The sequence below is a fragment of the Marinibaculum pumilum genome (assembly GCF_042646425.1).
Lineage (GTDB): Bacteria > Pseudomonadota > Alphaproteobacteria > Ferrovibrionales > Ferrovibrionaceae > Marinibaculum > Marinibaculum pumilum.
On sequence record NZ_JBHRTR010000009.1, the window covers coordinates 20,605 to 35,611 of the forward strand.

Sequence of the window (15,007 nt, forward strand, 5' to 3'; positions counted from 1 at the left end):
AAGGTCGTCATTCCATGGCTTGACCATGGAATCCATTCCGCAGGCTTAGCGGGGCCGCGCGGCTTGCGGAATGGATCCTCGCCTCGAGGGCGAGGATGACGAACAGGCAGCAACGACCTGTCCATTTCCCGCCACCGCTAGATGCATGGCGGCAGGGGCCGTATCCGATCCCCTGACGAGATGTGTGAATGCCGTAGGTCCCCGAGCCGAGGATCACGACGATGCAGAGCCGCGGCGAAGTGGCGCCGTCGCGTGGTGGCAGCGGTCCGTCACGATCCTCGGGTCGAGCCCGAGGATGACGGCAAAGGTGGTGGCACCGCGAGGGAGACTGCCGCGTTCGTCGTTCCAGGCCTTGAGCCGAAGGCGACGTTCGTGAGCCCCGCCGAACCGGTCAGTCGAACGCCTCGTCCCAGGTGCCGCGGGTGGCCGCGCGGCTGTATTCGGTGGCGCGGCTTTCGAAGAAGTTGGCATGCTCCACGCCGTTCAGCATCGCCTCCAGCCAGGGCAGGGGGTTCTGGTCGATGCGGAAGATCGGCTGCAGGCCGAGCTGCGCCAGCCGGCGGTCGGCGGTGTAGCGGATATAGGCCTTCACCTCTTCCGCCGTCAGCCCCTCTACCCCGCCCAGGCCGAAGGCCATGTCGATGAAGCTGTCCTCATGGTCCACGATGGTGGTGCAGGCGCGATAGATGTCGCGCCGCAACTCGTCGTCCCAGACCTCCGGGTTCTCGGCGATGAAGGTGCGGAACAGCCGGATGATGGAGGCGGTGTGCAGGCTCTCGTCGCGCACCGACCAGGAGATGATCTGGCCCATCCCCTTCATCTTGTTGAAGCGCGGGAAGTTCAGCAGGATCGCGAAAGAGGCGAACAGCTGCACCCCCTCGGTGAAGCCGCCGAACACCGCCAGGGTGGTGGCGATCTCGCGCGGGGTCTCCACCCCGAACTGCTGCATATAGTCGTACTTGTCCTTCAGCACCTGGTAACGCAGGAAGGCGGAATACTCCGCCTCGGGCATGCCGATCGTGTCCAGCAGGTGCGAATAGGCGGCGATATGCACCGTCTCCATGTTGGAGAAGGCGGCCAGCATCATCTGCACCTCGGTCGGCTGGAAGACCCGCGAATAGTGCCGCATATAGCAGTTGTTCACCTCGACATCCGCCTGCACGAAGAAGCGGAAGATCTGGGTCAGCAGGTGCCGCTCATTGTCGGTGAGGTTGCGGTTCCAGTCCTTCACATCGTCGGCCAGCGGTACCTCTTCCGGCAGCCAGTGGATGCGCTGCTGGGTCAGCCAGGAATCGTAGGCCCAGGGATAGGCGAAGGGCTTGTAGACCGGGCTGGCGTCGAGCAGCGACATGGTTCCGCTCCCAGATTGTGGGGTGAGGTGCTTGCCGATCACTATATGTAGTGAGGTCGGGGCGGGCAAGCCTCAAGGGCTTGCGATTCGCCAATGCGCGGAGAAATCCCGGCGGACCGGATTCCGCACAGAAAAGGGGGGCGCCGATACTGTGGCGCCGCCCGAGTTGGAGAGGGAGGAGAAGTTAATGGCCGGCCCGACAGGGGACGTTACGGGCCGGTCCTCCCGACGAGGTCAGACTGCTTCTTTCTGGCAGCCCCGTCAGAAGCCCTTGGAAGGGGCGCCTTGCCGCCCGCATACCCGGACCCGCAGCCAAGCCGGGTCTACTGGCATGCCAGGCACTCCTCGTAATCGTTCGACTGGTACGCACTGCCGGTGGGTTCTGTCCTGAGGGCTTCGCCTCTTCCTGTGACCTTCACCCGCGGCACGGCCGCCAACGCGACCGGCGGCAGCGGCGTTTCCGTATCGTTGATCCGCCCCGCGAAGGGGACGGCGTTCAGGGCCGGCACGTCGACGGCCTGACTTTCGACAGACTGGGCGGCGACCTTGTCGGCGCGCTGGATCGACATGGAGCGGCAGTAGTAGAGGCTCTTCACACCCTTCTTCCAGGCCTGGAAGTGGATCTGGTGCAGGTCCCGCTTGTGCACGTCCGCCGGCAGGAAGACGTTCAGGCTCTGCGCCTGGCAGATCATCGGCGAGCGGTCTGCGGCCAGCTCGACGACCCAGCGCTGGTCGAGTTCGAAGGCGGTCTTGAAGACGTCCTTCTCCTCGTCGCTGAGGAAGTCCAGGTGCCGGACCGAGCCCTCGTTGGCGATGATCGAGCCCCAGGTGGCCTCGTCGTTGCGGCCATGTTCCGCCAGCAGCTTCGCCAGGTACTTGTTGCGCACCATGAAGGAGCCGGAGAGGGTCTTGTGGGTGAAGGCATTGCCCGCGATCGGCTCCACCCCGGGGCTGGCGCCCCCGCAGATGATGGAGATCGACGCCGTCGGCGCGATCGCCAGCTTGTTGGAGAAACGCTCGTGGATGCCGTAGTCGGCGGCGTCCGGGCAGGGGCCGCGTTCCGCCGCCAGGGTGCGGGAGGCCTCGTCGGCCGCCTCCCGGATATGGCGGAAGACGGTCTTGTTCCAGACCTTCGCCATCACCCCCTCGAACGGCACGCCGTTGGCCTGCAGGAAGGAATGGAAGCCCATCACGCCGAGGCCGACGCTGCGCTCCCGCATCGCGGCATAGGCCGCCTTCTTCATGCTCTCCGGCGCCTTGCGGATGAAATCCTCCAGCACATTGTCCAGGAAGCGCAGGCAGTCCTCGATGAACAGCGGATGCTCCCGCCATTCGTGGAAGAACTCGACGTTCAGCGAGGACAGGCAGCAGACCGCGGTACGGTCGTTGCCCAGATGGTCGCGGCCGGTCGGCAGGGTGATCTCGCTGCACAGGTTGGAGGTCTTCACCGACAGGCCGGCCAGCTTGTGATGCTCCGGCATTGCCGCGTTCACCCGGTCGATGAACACCAGATAGGGCTCGCCGGTCTCGATCCGTGCCGTCAGAAGGCGGATCCACAGCTGCCGCGCCGGCAGCCGCTTCTGCACGGTGCCGTCCAGCGGGCTGACCAGGGCCCATTCCTCGTCCGCCTCCACCGCGCGCATGAAGGCGTCGGAGACCAGCACGCCGTGGTGCAGGTTCAGTGCCTTGCGGTTCGGGTCGCCGCCGGTCGGCCGGCGCAGTTCGATGAATTCCTCGATCTCCGGATGGTCGATCGGCAGGTAGACGGCGGCCGAGCCGCGCCGCAGCGACCCCTGCGAGATTGCCAGGGTCAGGCTGTCCATCACCCGGATGAAGGGCACCACGCCGGAGGTCTTGCCGTTCTTGCCGACCTTCTCGCCGATGCCGCGGAGATTGCCCCAATAGCTGCCGATGCCGCCGCCCTTGGAGGCCAGCCAGACATTCTCGTTCCACAGGCCGACAATGCCTTCCAGGCTGTCGCTCGCCTCGTTCAGGAAGCAGGAGATCGGCAGGCCGCGATCGGTGCCGCCGTTCGACAGCACCGGGGTGGCGGGCATGAACCACAGCTTGGAGATGTAGTTGTACAGCCGCTGCGCATGGGCATCGTCGTCGGCATAGTAGCTGGCGACCCGCGCGAACATGTCCTGGTAGCTTTCGCCCGGCAGAAGGTAGCGGTCCTCCAGGGTCGCCTTGCCGAAATCGGTCAGCAGCGAATCGCGCGACCGCTCGATCTCCACCCGTCCGCCATTCTTCGTCTGGACGACATCCCGCACGCGACCGGCCCCCTTCACTACGCTTCGGCGGTGGTGGCGCCGGATGCGCCTGCCCGCCTCGGTTGTTTTGCTGCTGTCCCCTTGAGGAACCTAGATATGGTATCTTCATATCATCCGGCGTCAACAAGATGTATGATCGTTGATGGGAAACAGGTGAGGCGGTCGAACGTCAGGCGGGGATTCGCAAGGGCCCGGCCGTGGCGGCGGGGCGTGCCGGGACAATTGACCCCCAGCCGAACAGGCGGCAAACATGATTCAAGTGAATCGCCATGTTTCCGGCCGGTTCGCCCCGGCCGTGCCGGGACCCGCCGGATGGAATCCGGGACGGAACCTTGCCGGGTGGCGTCCGTCCGGTCGGGCCGTTGAGGCGCAGGGTACCGGCGTTGGGGCCCGCACGCCGGCGGCCGGCGGGTGCGTAGCCCCGGGGGGCGGCACGGGCAGGCTGCTCCCGGACAAGGTTCTCTCCTGGTCGAAAATGCCGCGGCCTGGCCGCCCGGGCGCTGGCGATCGCAGGCAGGCGCCTGCGGGCGACCGTCGCTCCGCCGGCGGCTGAAGGATGCGCAGGCCATGCGCCGCAGACAGACAAGCAAAACAGGCTGAGTGGAGGGCAGGGGCGTCATGTCGGCAGAGACGGAGAAACCGGCTTCGGCCGCCGCGACGGCCACGATCATCCGCGACCCCGACGCAGCGGAGGCCGACGCGGCCAGGCCCGGGGGGGAGCGGGAAGCGACCGCTTCGGCCGATGGTACGACGGAGGCGGCAGGGAAGCCGGACACTGCCGGGTCATCGGCCGGCGGGGACGGTGACACTGCCGGCGCCAGCGGGAGCGGCAGCACCCCGGCGGGCGATGACCCGGCCGAAGAGGCAGCCGGGGACGCAGGCACGAAGGATGCGGCCACCAGCGAGGGTGCCTCGGCGGACGGCGCACAGGGGGACGCCATTGCGGACAAGGCCGCTACGGAAAAGACCGGCGAGGCCGGCAGCGCTTCGAAAGGGCCCGCTCCGGGCGGCGGGCAGACAGCGGCCGCCGGCGGCGGCGGCAAGGCGCAAGGCCCGGTAGACCAGGAGCCGCTCGACTGGCGCACCGCGGGTCGCAACGGGACACCGGACCGGCAGCTGGACGCCTCCGGCGCGGTGATCCGCCCGGCCCTGCGCGGCACGCCCTATGCCGACGGACCGTCGGAGGCGGGCAGCGAAGCTGACAGTACAGCGGGTGGCGGAACCGCTGCCGCCGGGTCGGAAGAGGCCGGTTCCGCGGCATCGTCCGGCCGCAAGGGGCGCGGCCTGTTCGGCTTCATGCGCCGTGGCGACCGCAAGGCGGCAAAGGCACAGGAGGCGTCACGGTCGCACAAGGCGCCGGGCCGGGATGACGTTCCACAGGACGGATCCCAGCAGGCGTTGTCGCAGCGCGACGAGGCATCCGCCGCCGCGGACCGCCCGGCCGCATCCGATAGCCGGGCCGCATCTGACAGTCAGGCCGTTTGGGGCGATACCGTATCGCGGGAGGCGCTGCGGCGGCTCAGCGGCGAGGCGCCACCTGCCGGCCCTGCGGCGACAGACGGCGGCACATCGTTCCCGGGCGCCCGGCAGGCCGGCACCTCGCCGGGGGGCGCGGTGGCCGCGGGAGGCGGGCCGGCCGCTGACACGGACCGTGCCCGACAGGAAGACGCCCCGTCGCTGAAGGTGGCCGGTCGGCGCCTGCCGACCATCGGCGCGGGCCGTCCCACTGCCGCGGCCCCGTCATCGACTTCCCCGTCATCGACTTCCCCGTCATCGACTTCCCCGGCATCGTCTTCACCGGGTTCTTCCTCTCCGGCAACGCCGCTGGTGTCGCCGACCTCGGCTTCCACCGCCGGGCCGGGTACGGCGCCGGACAGGACGGCGCCGGTCGCGGAAGGGATGGATGCCCGGCCAGATGCCGGGGGGCAGGAGACGGACGGGCCGCAGGACAGCCAGGCGGACGCCCGCGACCGTGCCGCGGCGGAGCGGCCGCTCCTGGGCAGCGCGGCCCTGTCGAGCCTGGCGCGATCGGCATCCTTCACGCCGCCCGCGCGCACCGGCGCAAGTTCCCCCGGCAGTTACTCGGGCAAATCCTCTGGCACCACCACGGACAGCGCTGGGCGGACCGGGACGGCAATGGCCGAGCCCGGAACGGACGAGGCAGGCAAGAGCGAAGCCCGGCAGGACGGCGCCCGGAACGAAGCAGGCCGCAAGGACGAAAGCCGCAAGGACGAAGGCCGGGCGGGCGGAGATGCCTGGCAGAAGCCCGCGCCGTCCCTCGGCGGGGGCGATGACGGTCCGGCAGGCGCGCAGACGCGGACGGATTCCCCCTACATCAGGCCAGGCGAACAGACGGAACAGTATTGGTGGGGAACCGGCAGCGTCCGGAAGTCGGATGCGCAGGCGGACCCGGATACGGGTGGCAGGGCGACCGCCGCGGCGGAAGCGGCGGATGGCGGGCGCGTCCGGCCGGATGAAGCCGGAGAGAGAACCGGCACCGGCGCTGGACCCGCCACGATGACGGCCGCCGCGGCGACGGCGGCGGCCCGCGCATCAAGGCGCGGCGGGCAGCAGCCGGACGGCGGCACGCAGCCGGCCGGGGGCCGCGACATGGGGGCCGGCAGCCGGGCCAAGGCGGCGCCGGAAGCCACGCAGCCGAGCGCAGCGCCGGCGGCCATCTCTCAGTCCGGCGGCCGGCTCGACATGGCGGAGGCGGCGCAGCGGGCGGCGCTGGCGCAGGCGACAAGCGGCCATCGCGGCCTGCGCCGCCTGCTGGTCGCCCTCGGCATCGTGCTGAGCCTGGCCTGGCTGGCGGTTGCCTGGACCTATGTCGACACCGCGGTCGGCTGGGACAACTTCTTCTTCCTGCTGCCGGGCGAGATCGGCAGCTTCCTGGCCGGCATCGCCGCGCCGCTCGCCTTCCTGTGGATGTTCATCGCGGTGCTGATCAACGGCCGCGAATCCTCCGCCCGCGGCCGCGCCCTGCTGGACCTGATGGCACGCCTGGACGGCCCGACGCCGGAAGCGGAGCGCCGGGTCGCCGCGCTGTATCGTGCGGTCGAGGAACAGGGCGCGCGCATGGAGGGTCTGACCGACCGCATCCGTGCCGAGGCCGACGCCCTGCATGAGGGGATCGTGGCCAGCGGCGATGCGCTGCGCGCGGTCAGCGACGATCTGGGCCGGGAGATGGACGGCACCCGGCGGCTGGTGTCGGAGCAGTCGGAGAGCCTGCGCCTGCTGGTCACCGACATCGCCGCCCACAACGCCAAACTGGCGGACCTGTCGGGTGCGCAGGGGGCGGAACTGCGCCAGGCCTCGGAAGAGGCGCGCAACGCCGCCGAGGCGGTGAGCGCGGAGCTGGACCGCAAGCTGAAGGCGCTGGACGGCGCGCTGTCGCGGTCGCAGCAGGCGTTCCGTTCCATCGGTGGCGCCATCGAGATTTCCGCTGGCGACCTGGAGGGCGCCGCCGACAAGGCGGTCGGCTTCGTCCGCCAGGCCTCCAACGCGATGGCGACGGAGGCGCGCGCGATCGGCGAGGCCTCCGATAGTTCCGTCCGCCGGGTGGAACAGGCGGTGGCCGCGATCAAGCGCTACAAGGACGATGCCGACGGCATGGGGGCGGCCCTGCTGACCCGCCTGCGGCAGACCGGCGACGTGGTGCGCAAGGAGAGCGAGAGCTTCAAGGCGGGCCTGGTTGCGGCCAATGCGCAGCTGGAGGAGCTGGGCGCCGGTCTGCGCGAACACAGCGAGTCCGCCGACCTGTCGGCACAGTCGCTGCTGTCGCATGCGGAGACGATCCAGCAGGCGGGCCGCGCCGCCACCGCCAGCATCGAGGGGCTGGGCCGCATGCTGGAGGAGCAGCGCGGCGCGCTGGAGCGGGTCGGCCGCGAGAGCGACCGGGTGCTGAGCGAGGCGGCGCAGAGCTTCCGCCGCGAGAGCTCCGCCCTGTCCAGTGCCGCCGACCGGCTGAACGACCGCGCCGAGGCGTTCGGCGAGAGCATCTCCGGCCATACCCGCGCCCTGGACCAGGCCGGCGACCGGATGGACAACCGGGTCGCCCAGCTGGCCAGCGCGCTGGGCGAGCGGGTGGCCGAGCTGACCCGCCTGACCGGCGAGACCGGCCGCCTGGCCGGCAGCCTGCAGGCCACCCTGCAGGCGGCGACCTCAGGGGTCGACAATGCCACCGCCGCCGCGGTCCAGAAGGCGGCGGACGCCGCCGCCGCCCTGAAGGAGGGCAGCGACACCATCGAGGCGGTGGTAAACGGCGCCGCGCAGCACCTGGAGCATGTGCTGAACGGTACCGGCCAGCGGGTCGACGGCCTGGAATCCGCGGTCGAGCGGATCTCGATGGGCCTGCGGGAGGTGGGCGATTCCGCCCTGAAGGAGACCGGCGAGCTGCAGACCGCGGCGCAGCGGGTGGCGGAACGCCTGCAGCATGTGGGCGAGGTCGCCCGCCAGCAGGTCGCCACCATGGGCGAGAGCGCGGAGCGTACCGCGGTGCAGACCCGGCAGACCGGCGAGTTCGCCCGCCAGCAGACGCAGGAGCTGCAGGCGATCGCCGGCGAGCTGGGCGATGCGCTGGACGGGCTGGGCGAGATCCTGCTGCGCCGCCTGCGCAGCCTGAAGGAAGCGGGCGAGGAGGCGCGCGGCGAGACCGAGGCGCTGGGCGAGACGACCGAGCGGGTCGAGCACCAGCTGCAGGGCGCAGGCGAGAGCGCGCGGCGCGAGCTGGCGGAGATGAAGTCCTCCGCCGGCGCCGCGGCGGGGGAGATCGTCACCCTGCGCGATGCCGCGCAGAAGCAGATGGACAGCCTGAACCAGCTGGCCGCGCGGCTGGCGGTGCAGGCCGCGGCGATCGGCGAGACCCTGCAGGGCCGCGCCGCCCTGCTGGAGCAGGCCGCCAATGTCGCGGCGAACCGGACCGGCGAGATCGGCGACAATCTGGAGCATCATGCGGAGAGCATCGCCCGCAACGCCGACAAGGCGGCGGTGCGGATGGAGAGCCTGCGCAGCGCGATGGCCGGCGGTGCCGGCGAAGTCCAGCGCGCGACCGGCGAGGCGATCCACTCCATGACCTCCGCCAACGAGGCGCTGCGGCGCAGCGCCTCGGAGGTCAACCAGGCCGCCGGTGCCGCACGCAATGCGGCCGACGGCACGGTGGAGACCCTGCGCAAGGCGGCCCGCGGGCTGGAGGAGGCCGGCAGCTCCGTCGCGGAGCGGGCGGAGGCGGCGGCGGCGCGCTTCTCCGACACCCAGCGCTCGCTGGCGGAGCGGTCTGACGCCGCGGTGCAGGCGCTCTATTCGGTCAACGAGGAACTGGACGGCCATATCAACCAGCTGTCCGACCTGGCCAATCGCACCCTGGAGAACGCGAAGGACACCGCCGACGCGCTGCTTGCGCGGGCGGGCGAGATCGAGGCCGCCTCTGAGCGCGCCAGCGGCCGCACCGAGGAGCTGCGCCAGGCGGCGAAGGAGCTGTCGTCGGGCGACTTCCTGCGCACCGCAGCCTTCGTCACCGAGAGCCTGAACGACATCTCCATCGACCTGGCGCGGGTGCTGGATCGCGACCTGACGGAGGATCTGTGGCGGCGCTACTACAAGGGCGAGCGCGGCCTGTTCGCGCGCCGCCTGCTGGACAAGCGCGACGTGGCGGCGATCCGGCGCAACTACGAGAGCGACCCGGAGTTCAAGCGCTTCGTCGACAAGTACCTGAAAGGCTTCGGCGACCTGCTCGCCCAGGCCCGCTCCGCCGAGCACGAGGAACTGCTGAGCTCCGCCTTCATCTCGTCGGACATCGGCAAGGTCTACCTGCTGCTGCGCGAAAGCGTGGGCAAGGCCGGGGCGCGGGCGGAGGCGTAGGAGGCGGTTTCTCCGGCTTCCCCGTCATCCTCGGGCCCGACCCGAGGGTCGCGACGGCACGGTGCCGCTGCAAGACGGTGCGACCTTGACGCCGGCACCGGGATCCTCGGCTCGGGGGCCTACGGCATTCACACATCTCGTCAGGGAGCCAAATCAGCCCTGCGGTCCTCCCTTTTTGCCGTCATCCTCGGCCCCCGAGCCGAGGATCGTGGCAAGGCGGCGAAGCTGCGCGGCCTCCCTGTCCCGTCAGGCCCCTCGGGTCAAGCCCGAGGGCGACGGCAGCAGGGAGGCGTGTCGAAGAGAAGAGATATGTGAATCCCGTAGGCTCGGGGGCCGAGGATGACGGCTCTGGGGTTGGCGGCGTCGACGGTGTCGGCGCCGCTTCGGCCGGACCGGCGCCGACCGCCCTCTACGCCCCTGCCAGCACCCGCACTGGCGCACCGTCGAGCCAGGCGGCGATATCCTCCACCGCCTGGCCGTAGAAGATGCGGTAGGTGTTCTCCGTGACATAGCCCAGGTGCGGCGTGGCCACGAGGTTTTCGAGGCCACGCAGGCGGTGCCGGGGCGGCAGGGGCTCGCGGTCGTACACGTCCAGCGCGGCGCCGGCAATGCGCTTCTCGCGCAGGGCGGCGACCAGGGCCTGTTCCTCCACGATCGGCCCGCGGGAAGTGTTGGCCAGCACCGCCGACGGCTTCATCAGGCCCAGTTCGCGGGCGCCGATCAGGTTGCGGGTATCGTCGTTCAGGACCAGGTGGATGCTGGCCACGTCGACATCGGCGAGCAGTGCGTCCAGCTCCGGGTAGTGGCCGATGCCCGCCTCGGCTGCGCGTTCCGGGGTGAGGGAACGGCTCCAGGCGCCGACCTGCATCTCGAAGGCCTGGCCGAAGCGGGCGACCCGGGCGCCCAGCTTGCCATAGCCGATGATGCCCAGCTTCAGGCCGCGCAGGTCGCGGCCCAAGGTCGTCTGCCAGCGGCCGCCGTCGTGGAACAGGGCATTCTCCTGCGGGATGCGGCGCATCAGGGCCAGGATCAGGCCCCAGGTCAGTTCCGCCGTGGAACTGGCATAGCCCTCCGTGCCGCACACCGTGACTCCCGCCGTCGCGGCGGCATCGAGGTCGATGGCGGCGTTGCGCATGCCGGTGGTGACCAGCAGCTTCAGCCGGTGCAGCTTCGCGAACAGGGCCTGGTCGAACGGCGTGCGCTCCCGCATCGCCACCACGATGTCGAACGGCTCCAGCACCTTGGGCAGGGCCAGGCGGTCGGTCATCGGTTCGGTGAACACGGTGACCGCGACCCGGTCGGCGATCGCCGACCAGTCCGCCATCGTCCGGCTGACATCCTGGTAGTCGTCGAGAACGGCACAGCGCAGCAAGGCACTTCCCCCACATCTTCCCGGTTTTCGCGGCGCGCAGGGTACAGGCGGCCACCGGGGCTTGCATCCTTCGCGACATGGTGGATTATAACTACGACTTACAGAGTCGGAGTTATCGAATGGCGCTCTACGGAGCCAATGTCGAATACGGGCTGCACTGCCTGCTGCTGCTGGTGCGGATGCCGGGCGGGGCGGGGGCGGACGGCGCCACCCTGCCACCTTCCGCAGGGGACCTGGCCGCGTATCAGGGCGTCTCCCCCAGCTACCTGGCGAAGACCTTCACCCGGCTGGAGAAGGCGGGGCTGGTGCGTGCCACGGAAGGTGCAGGCGGCGGCTTCGAACTGGCGCGGCCGGCCGCGGAGATCAGCGTGCTGGACGTGGTGGACGCGCTGGAGGGCGGCAGGAAGCTGTTCGACTGCCAGGACGTGCGGCACCGCTGCATCCTCTATGCGGATGCCCCCCCGGCCTGGGCCACTTCCGGCACCTGCGGCATCCATGCGGTGATGCTGCAGGCGGAACGGCAGATGCGGCAGGTGCTCGGGGCGACCAGCCTGGCCGACCTGGCCGCCGGGCTGGCGCCGAAGGTGCCGGCCGAATTCGAGCGACAGGCGCGGGCCTGGTTCGCGGAGCGTGCCGCCCGCCGGGGCAATCGGCGGGCGGGCAGGGCAGGAAAGGATGCGGGATGACGGGCGGACTGGTTGTGGCGGGCGGCGGCTTCGCCGGCCTGTGGGCGGCTTTGGCGGCGGTGCGCGAGGCGAAGCTGGCCGGCGCGGAACTGCCTGTGACCCTGCTGTCGCCGGAGCCCTGGCTGGTGATGCGGCCACGGCTCTACGAACGCGACCCGGCCAAGCTGCGGGAGGACCTGCGACCGCTGCTGCAGGCAGCCGGCATCCGCTTCGTTGCCGGTGCTGCGGAGGATGCGGTGGCGGAGGGTGCGGGCGGCCGGCTCCGCTATCGCGACGGGGCGGGGGAAGCGGCAGAACTGCCGTTCGACCGGCTGGTGGTCGCCACGGGCAGCCGCATGACCTTGCCGCCGGTGCCGGGACTGGCGGAACACGGCTTCGACGTCGACAGCCATCATGGGGCGCTGAAGCTGGACAGGCATCTGGCCGCCCTTGCCGCTGCGCCGGCAGATGCGGAACATGGCGGCTTCGTGGTCGTCGGCGGCGGCTTCACCGGGATCGAGATGGCGCTGGAGCTGCGCGACCGGATCGCCGCCCATGCCGGCGCAGCGGCAGCGCAGGCGGCGGCAATTCATCTGGTGGAGCGCAGCGCGGAGGTCGGGCCGGAGCTGGGCGCCAATCCGCGGCCGGTGATCCTGGAGGCCCTGCAGGCGGCCGGTGTGCAGCTTCACCTGGGCCGCCAGGTGGCGGAGGTGACGGACCGGGCGGCGCTGCTGGACGACGGAACGATGCTGCCCGCCGCCACCGTGATCGCGGCGACCGGCATGGCGGCGGCCATGCCCTGGCCGGGACTGAAGGGGCCGCGCGACGCGACCGGCCGCATCGTGGTGGCGCCGGAGCTGCGCCTGCCCGAGGCGCCGGCCGTCTTCGCCGCCGGCGATGCCGCGCGGGCGGAGCTGGACGAGGCCGGCAACACCGCCCTGATGTCCTGCCAGCATGCGCTGCGCATGGGCCGCTTCGCCGGCCGCAACGCTGCCTGCGACCTGCTGGGCCTGGAGCTGCGGCCCTATCGCCAGCCGGACTATGTCACCTGCCTGGACCTGGGCCGGTCCGGTGCGGTGCTGACCCGCGGCTGGACGCGGGAGGTGGCGATGAACGGCGCGGAGGCGAAGGCGCTGAAGCGCCGAATCAACACCGAGGTGATCTATCCGCCGCCGCCGGCGATGGACGCCGTCATGGAAATGGCCGATGTCGACTATACGTGGCGGCGCTGAGCTTCGATTGCCGCCGCCCGCCGCCGTTCCAGTTCGGCGACGAGGGCGTCGAAATTGCCGCGGATGCCGTTGGCGGAAATCTGCAGCGGGCTGCCAAAGGCGGCATTGGCACGGCGCAGCAGCCGCTGCACCGGGCCGGCCGGCGGCATGAAGGGGGCGGGGTCGTCGACGATGACCAGGACGAAGCGGTTGCCGCGTAGCGAGATCCGGCGCAATTCGCGGATCCCGTCCCAGGGGATCGGCGGCAGCTCCGGCCGCGACGCGTAGAGGCGCAGACCGTCGGTGTCGAAGGCCAGCGCCGGCCCCGGGTCCTGCCAGGCGCGCAGCAGGGCGAAGAAGCCATAGCCGAAGAACAGCAGCGCGGGGATGCCGATCACCGGGACCGGCAGCAGAAGGACGGCCCCCAGCACCACGAAAGCCAGGCAGCCGGCCATCCCCAGGATGAGGGTCGTGCGGCTGCGGTCGGCCCTGCACGGCCCCGCGTCGCGGCCGGCCGCCGGATCCTGTCGGAACGGCGCCGTCGCGGCGCCGGATGCGGCGTCTGGCCCGGCCGTCACCTACCGCTTCGCATCCTCCAGGATCATCGCCGCGGCCTTCTCCGCGATCATCGTCGTCGGCGCGTTGGTGTTGCCGGAGGTGATGCGCGGCATCACCGAGGCGTCGGCCACCCGCAGGCCGGCGATCCCGCGCACCCGCAGCCGGGCATCGACCACGGCCATGTCGTCATCGCCCATGCGGCAGGTGCCGACGGGGTGGAAGATCGTCGTGCCGATACGGCCGGCCGCCTCCGCCAGCTCCGCCTCCCCCTGCACCTCGTCGCCGGGGCGGAACTCCTCCGGCTTGAACTTCTGCAGGGCTGGCTGTCCGACGATGCGGCGGGTCAGGCGGATCGCGTCGGCGGCGACCTGCCGGTCCGCCGGGTCGGAAAGGTAGTTCGGCCGGATCGACGGTTTTTCGCGGGCATCGGCGCTGCGGATGCGGACATGGCCGCGGCTCTCGGGCCGCAGGTTGCAGACCGAGGCGGTGAAGGCCTCGAACGGATGCAGCGCTTCCCCCAGCTTGTCGGTGGAGAGGGGCTGCACATGATATTCCAGGTTCGCGGTCTCCCGCCGTTCGTCGCTGCGGGCGAAGCAGCCCAGCTGGCTGGGGGCCATGGTCAGGGGGCCGCGCCGGGCGAGGAAGTATTGCAGCCCCATGCCCGCCTTGCCGATCAGCGAATTGGCCCTGAGGTTCAGGGTGCGGGTGCCGCTTACCTTGTAGACGCAGCGGATCTGCAGATGGTCCTGCAGGTTCTCCCCCACCCCGGGCAGGGCCTGCGCCACCGGGATCCCGTGTTCGGCCAGCAGCGCCGGGTCGCCGATGCCGGAGACCTGCAGCAGCTGCGGCGAGCCGATGGCGCCGGCGGACAGCACGATCTCCCGCCGTGCCACGACGCGCTTCGGCACGCCGGCATGGCGGAAGCGCAGCGCAGTGGCGCGGCCATCGGCGATCTCGATGCCGGCGGCTTCCGCCTCCGTCAGGATGGTCAGGTTGGGCCGCATCGCGGCCGGGCGCAGGAAGGCCTTCGCCGCGCTCCAGCGCACGCCGCGCTTCTGGTGCACCTGGAAATAGCCGCAGCCCTCATTGTCGCCGCGGTTGAAATCGTCGGTCTTCGGGATCCCGGCCTGTTCCGCCGCGTCGCGGAAGGCGTCCAGGATCTCCCAGCTCAGGCGCAGATCCTCCACCCGCAGCTCGCCGCCGGCGCCATGCATCGCATCGGCGCCGCGGGCCTGGTCCTCATGCCGCAGGAAATAGGGCAGCACGTCGTCCCAGCCCCAGCCCTCGTTGCCGAGCTGGCGCCAGCCGTCATAGTCGCGCGCCTGGCCGCGCATGTAGATCATGCCGTTGATGGAGGAACAGCCGCCCAGGGTGCGCCCGCGCGGGTAGGTCAGGGCGCGGCCGCCCAGGCCGGCCTCCTCCTCCGTCGTGAAGCACCAGTCGGTGCGGGGGTTGTTCATGGTGTACAGATAGCCGATCGGGACATGGATCCAGATCCAGTCGTCCTTGCCCCCGGCCTCCAGGAGCAGCACCTTGTTGGACGGGTCCGCCGACAGCCGGTTCGCCAGCAGGCAGCCGGCCGTGCCCGCCCCGACGATCACCCAATCGAAGCCGTCGCCCATGTCCTCCCAGCTTTCCGTCACCTTGCCTCCTCCCGCTGCATCGGTATCCGGCGCGGAGCCTAGCACGAACCTCGCGGCAGGCGAGGGGGCGGCCGG

The 15,007-nt window shown here is 70.7% G+C and carries 8 protein-coding genes; 3 read left to right on the plus strand and 5 right to left on the minus strand.

Annotated features, from left to right (window positions below; genetic code table 11):
- Positions 1-391: 391 nt before the first annotated feature.
- Both ACFOGJ_RS03125 and ACFOGJ_RS03130 read right to left on the minus strand, forming a co-directional pair.
- The gene (locus ACFOGJ_RS03125) at positions 392-1,351 is read right to left on the minus strand and encodes a ribonucleotide-diphosphate reductase subunit beta (protein WP_379898062.1); all 960 of its coding nucleotides are present in this window, start codon (positions 1,349-1,351) and stop codon (positions 392-394) included.
- A gap of 323 nt (positions 1,352-1,674) precedes the next feature.
- On the minus strand, positions 1,675-3,624 hold the full coding sequence (locus ACFOGJ_RS03130) for a ribonucleoside-diphosphate reductase subunit alpha (protein ID WP_379898063.1): 1,950 nt from the start codon (positions 3,622-3,624) through the stop codon (positions 1,675-1,677).
- Between the two features lie 2,517 nt (positions 3,625-6,141).
- Between ACFOGJ_RS03130 and ACFOGJ_RS03135 the strand changes: the two genes are divergently transcribed.
- Complete coding sequence (locus tag ACFOGJ_RS03135) at positions 6,142-9,483, plus strand: hypothetical protein (protein ID WP_379898064.1); 3,342 nt, start codon at positions 6,142-6,144, stop codon at positions 9,481-9,483.
- 409 nt (positions 9,484-9,892) lie between these two features.
- On the opposite strand, the gene ACFOGJ_RS03140 is transcribed toward ACFOGJ_RS03135, so the two are convergent.
- On the minus strand, positions 9,893-10,855 hold the full coding sequence (locus ACFOGJ_RS03140) for a D-2-hydroxyacid dehydrogenase family protein (RefSeq protein WP_379898066.1): 963 nt from the start codon (positions 10,853-10,855) through the stop codon (positions 9,893-9,895).
- A 119-nt stretch (positions 10,856-10,974) separates the two neighbouring features.
- Between ACFOGJ_RS03140 and ACFOGJ_RS03145 the strand changes: the two genes are divergently transcribed.
- Positions 10,975-11,541: an RrF2 family transcriptional regulator gene (locus tag ACFOGJ_RS03145; protein ID WP_379898067.1), complete on the plus strand. Its 567-nt coding sequence runs from the start codon at positions 10,975-10,977 to the stop codon at positions 11,539-11,541.
- Positions 11,538-12,752, plus strand: a complete 1,215-nt coding sequence (locus tag ACFOGJ_RS03150) for an NAD(P)/FAD-dependent oxidoreductase (RefSeq protein WP_379898068.1) — start codon at positions 11,538-11,540, stop codon at positions 12,750-12,752. The genes ACFOGJ_RS03145 and ACFOGJ_RS03150 overlap by 4 nt, the downstream gene beginning before the upstream one ends.
- Here ACFOGJ_RS03150 and ACFOGJ_RS03155 read toward each other — a convergent pair.
- Together ACFOGJ_RS03155 and ACFOGJ_RS03160 are read right to left on the minus strand one after the other, a co-directional pair.
- On the minus strand, positions 12,734-13,309 hold the full coding sequence (locus tag ACFOGJ_RS03155; RefSeq protein ID WP_379898069.1) for an STM3941 family protein: 576 nt from the start codon (positions 13,307-13,309) through the stop codon (positions 12,734-12,736). The two genes, ACFOGJ_RS03150 and ACFOGJ_RS03155, sit on opposite strands and share 19 nt — an antisense overlap.
- Complete coding sequence (locus tag ACFOGJ_RS03160; protein WP_449288570.1) at positions 13,310-14,911, minus strand: GMC family oxidoreductase; 1,602 nt, start codon at positions 14,909-14,911, stop codon at positions 13,310-13,312.
- Positions 14,912-15,007 lie beyond the last annotated feature (96 nt).

Coding starts and splice junctions, on each gene's coding strand:
- ACFOGJ_RS03160 (WP_449288570.1), bottom strand. CDS start 14,911: ATGGGCGACGGCTTCGATTGGGTGATCGTCGGGGCGGGCACGGCCGGC.
- ACFOGJ_RS03125 (WP_379898062.1), bottom strand. CDS start 1,351: ATGTCGCTGCTCGACGCCAGCCCGGTCTACAAGCCCTTCGCCTATCCC.
- ACFOGJ_RS03135 (WP_379898064.1), top strand. CDS start 6,142: ATGACGGCCGCCGCGGCGACGGCGGCGGCCCGCGCATCAAGGCGCGGC.
- ACFOGJ_RS03150 (WP_379898068.1), top strand. CDS start 11,538: ATGACGGGCGGACTGGTTGTGGCGGGCGGCGGCTTCGCCGGCCTGTGG.
- ACFOGJ_RS03145 (WP_379898067.1), top strand. CDS start 10,975: ATGGCGCTCTACGGAGCCAATGTCGAATACGGGCTGCACTGCCTGCTG.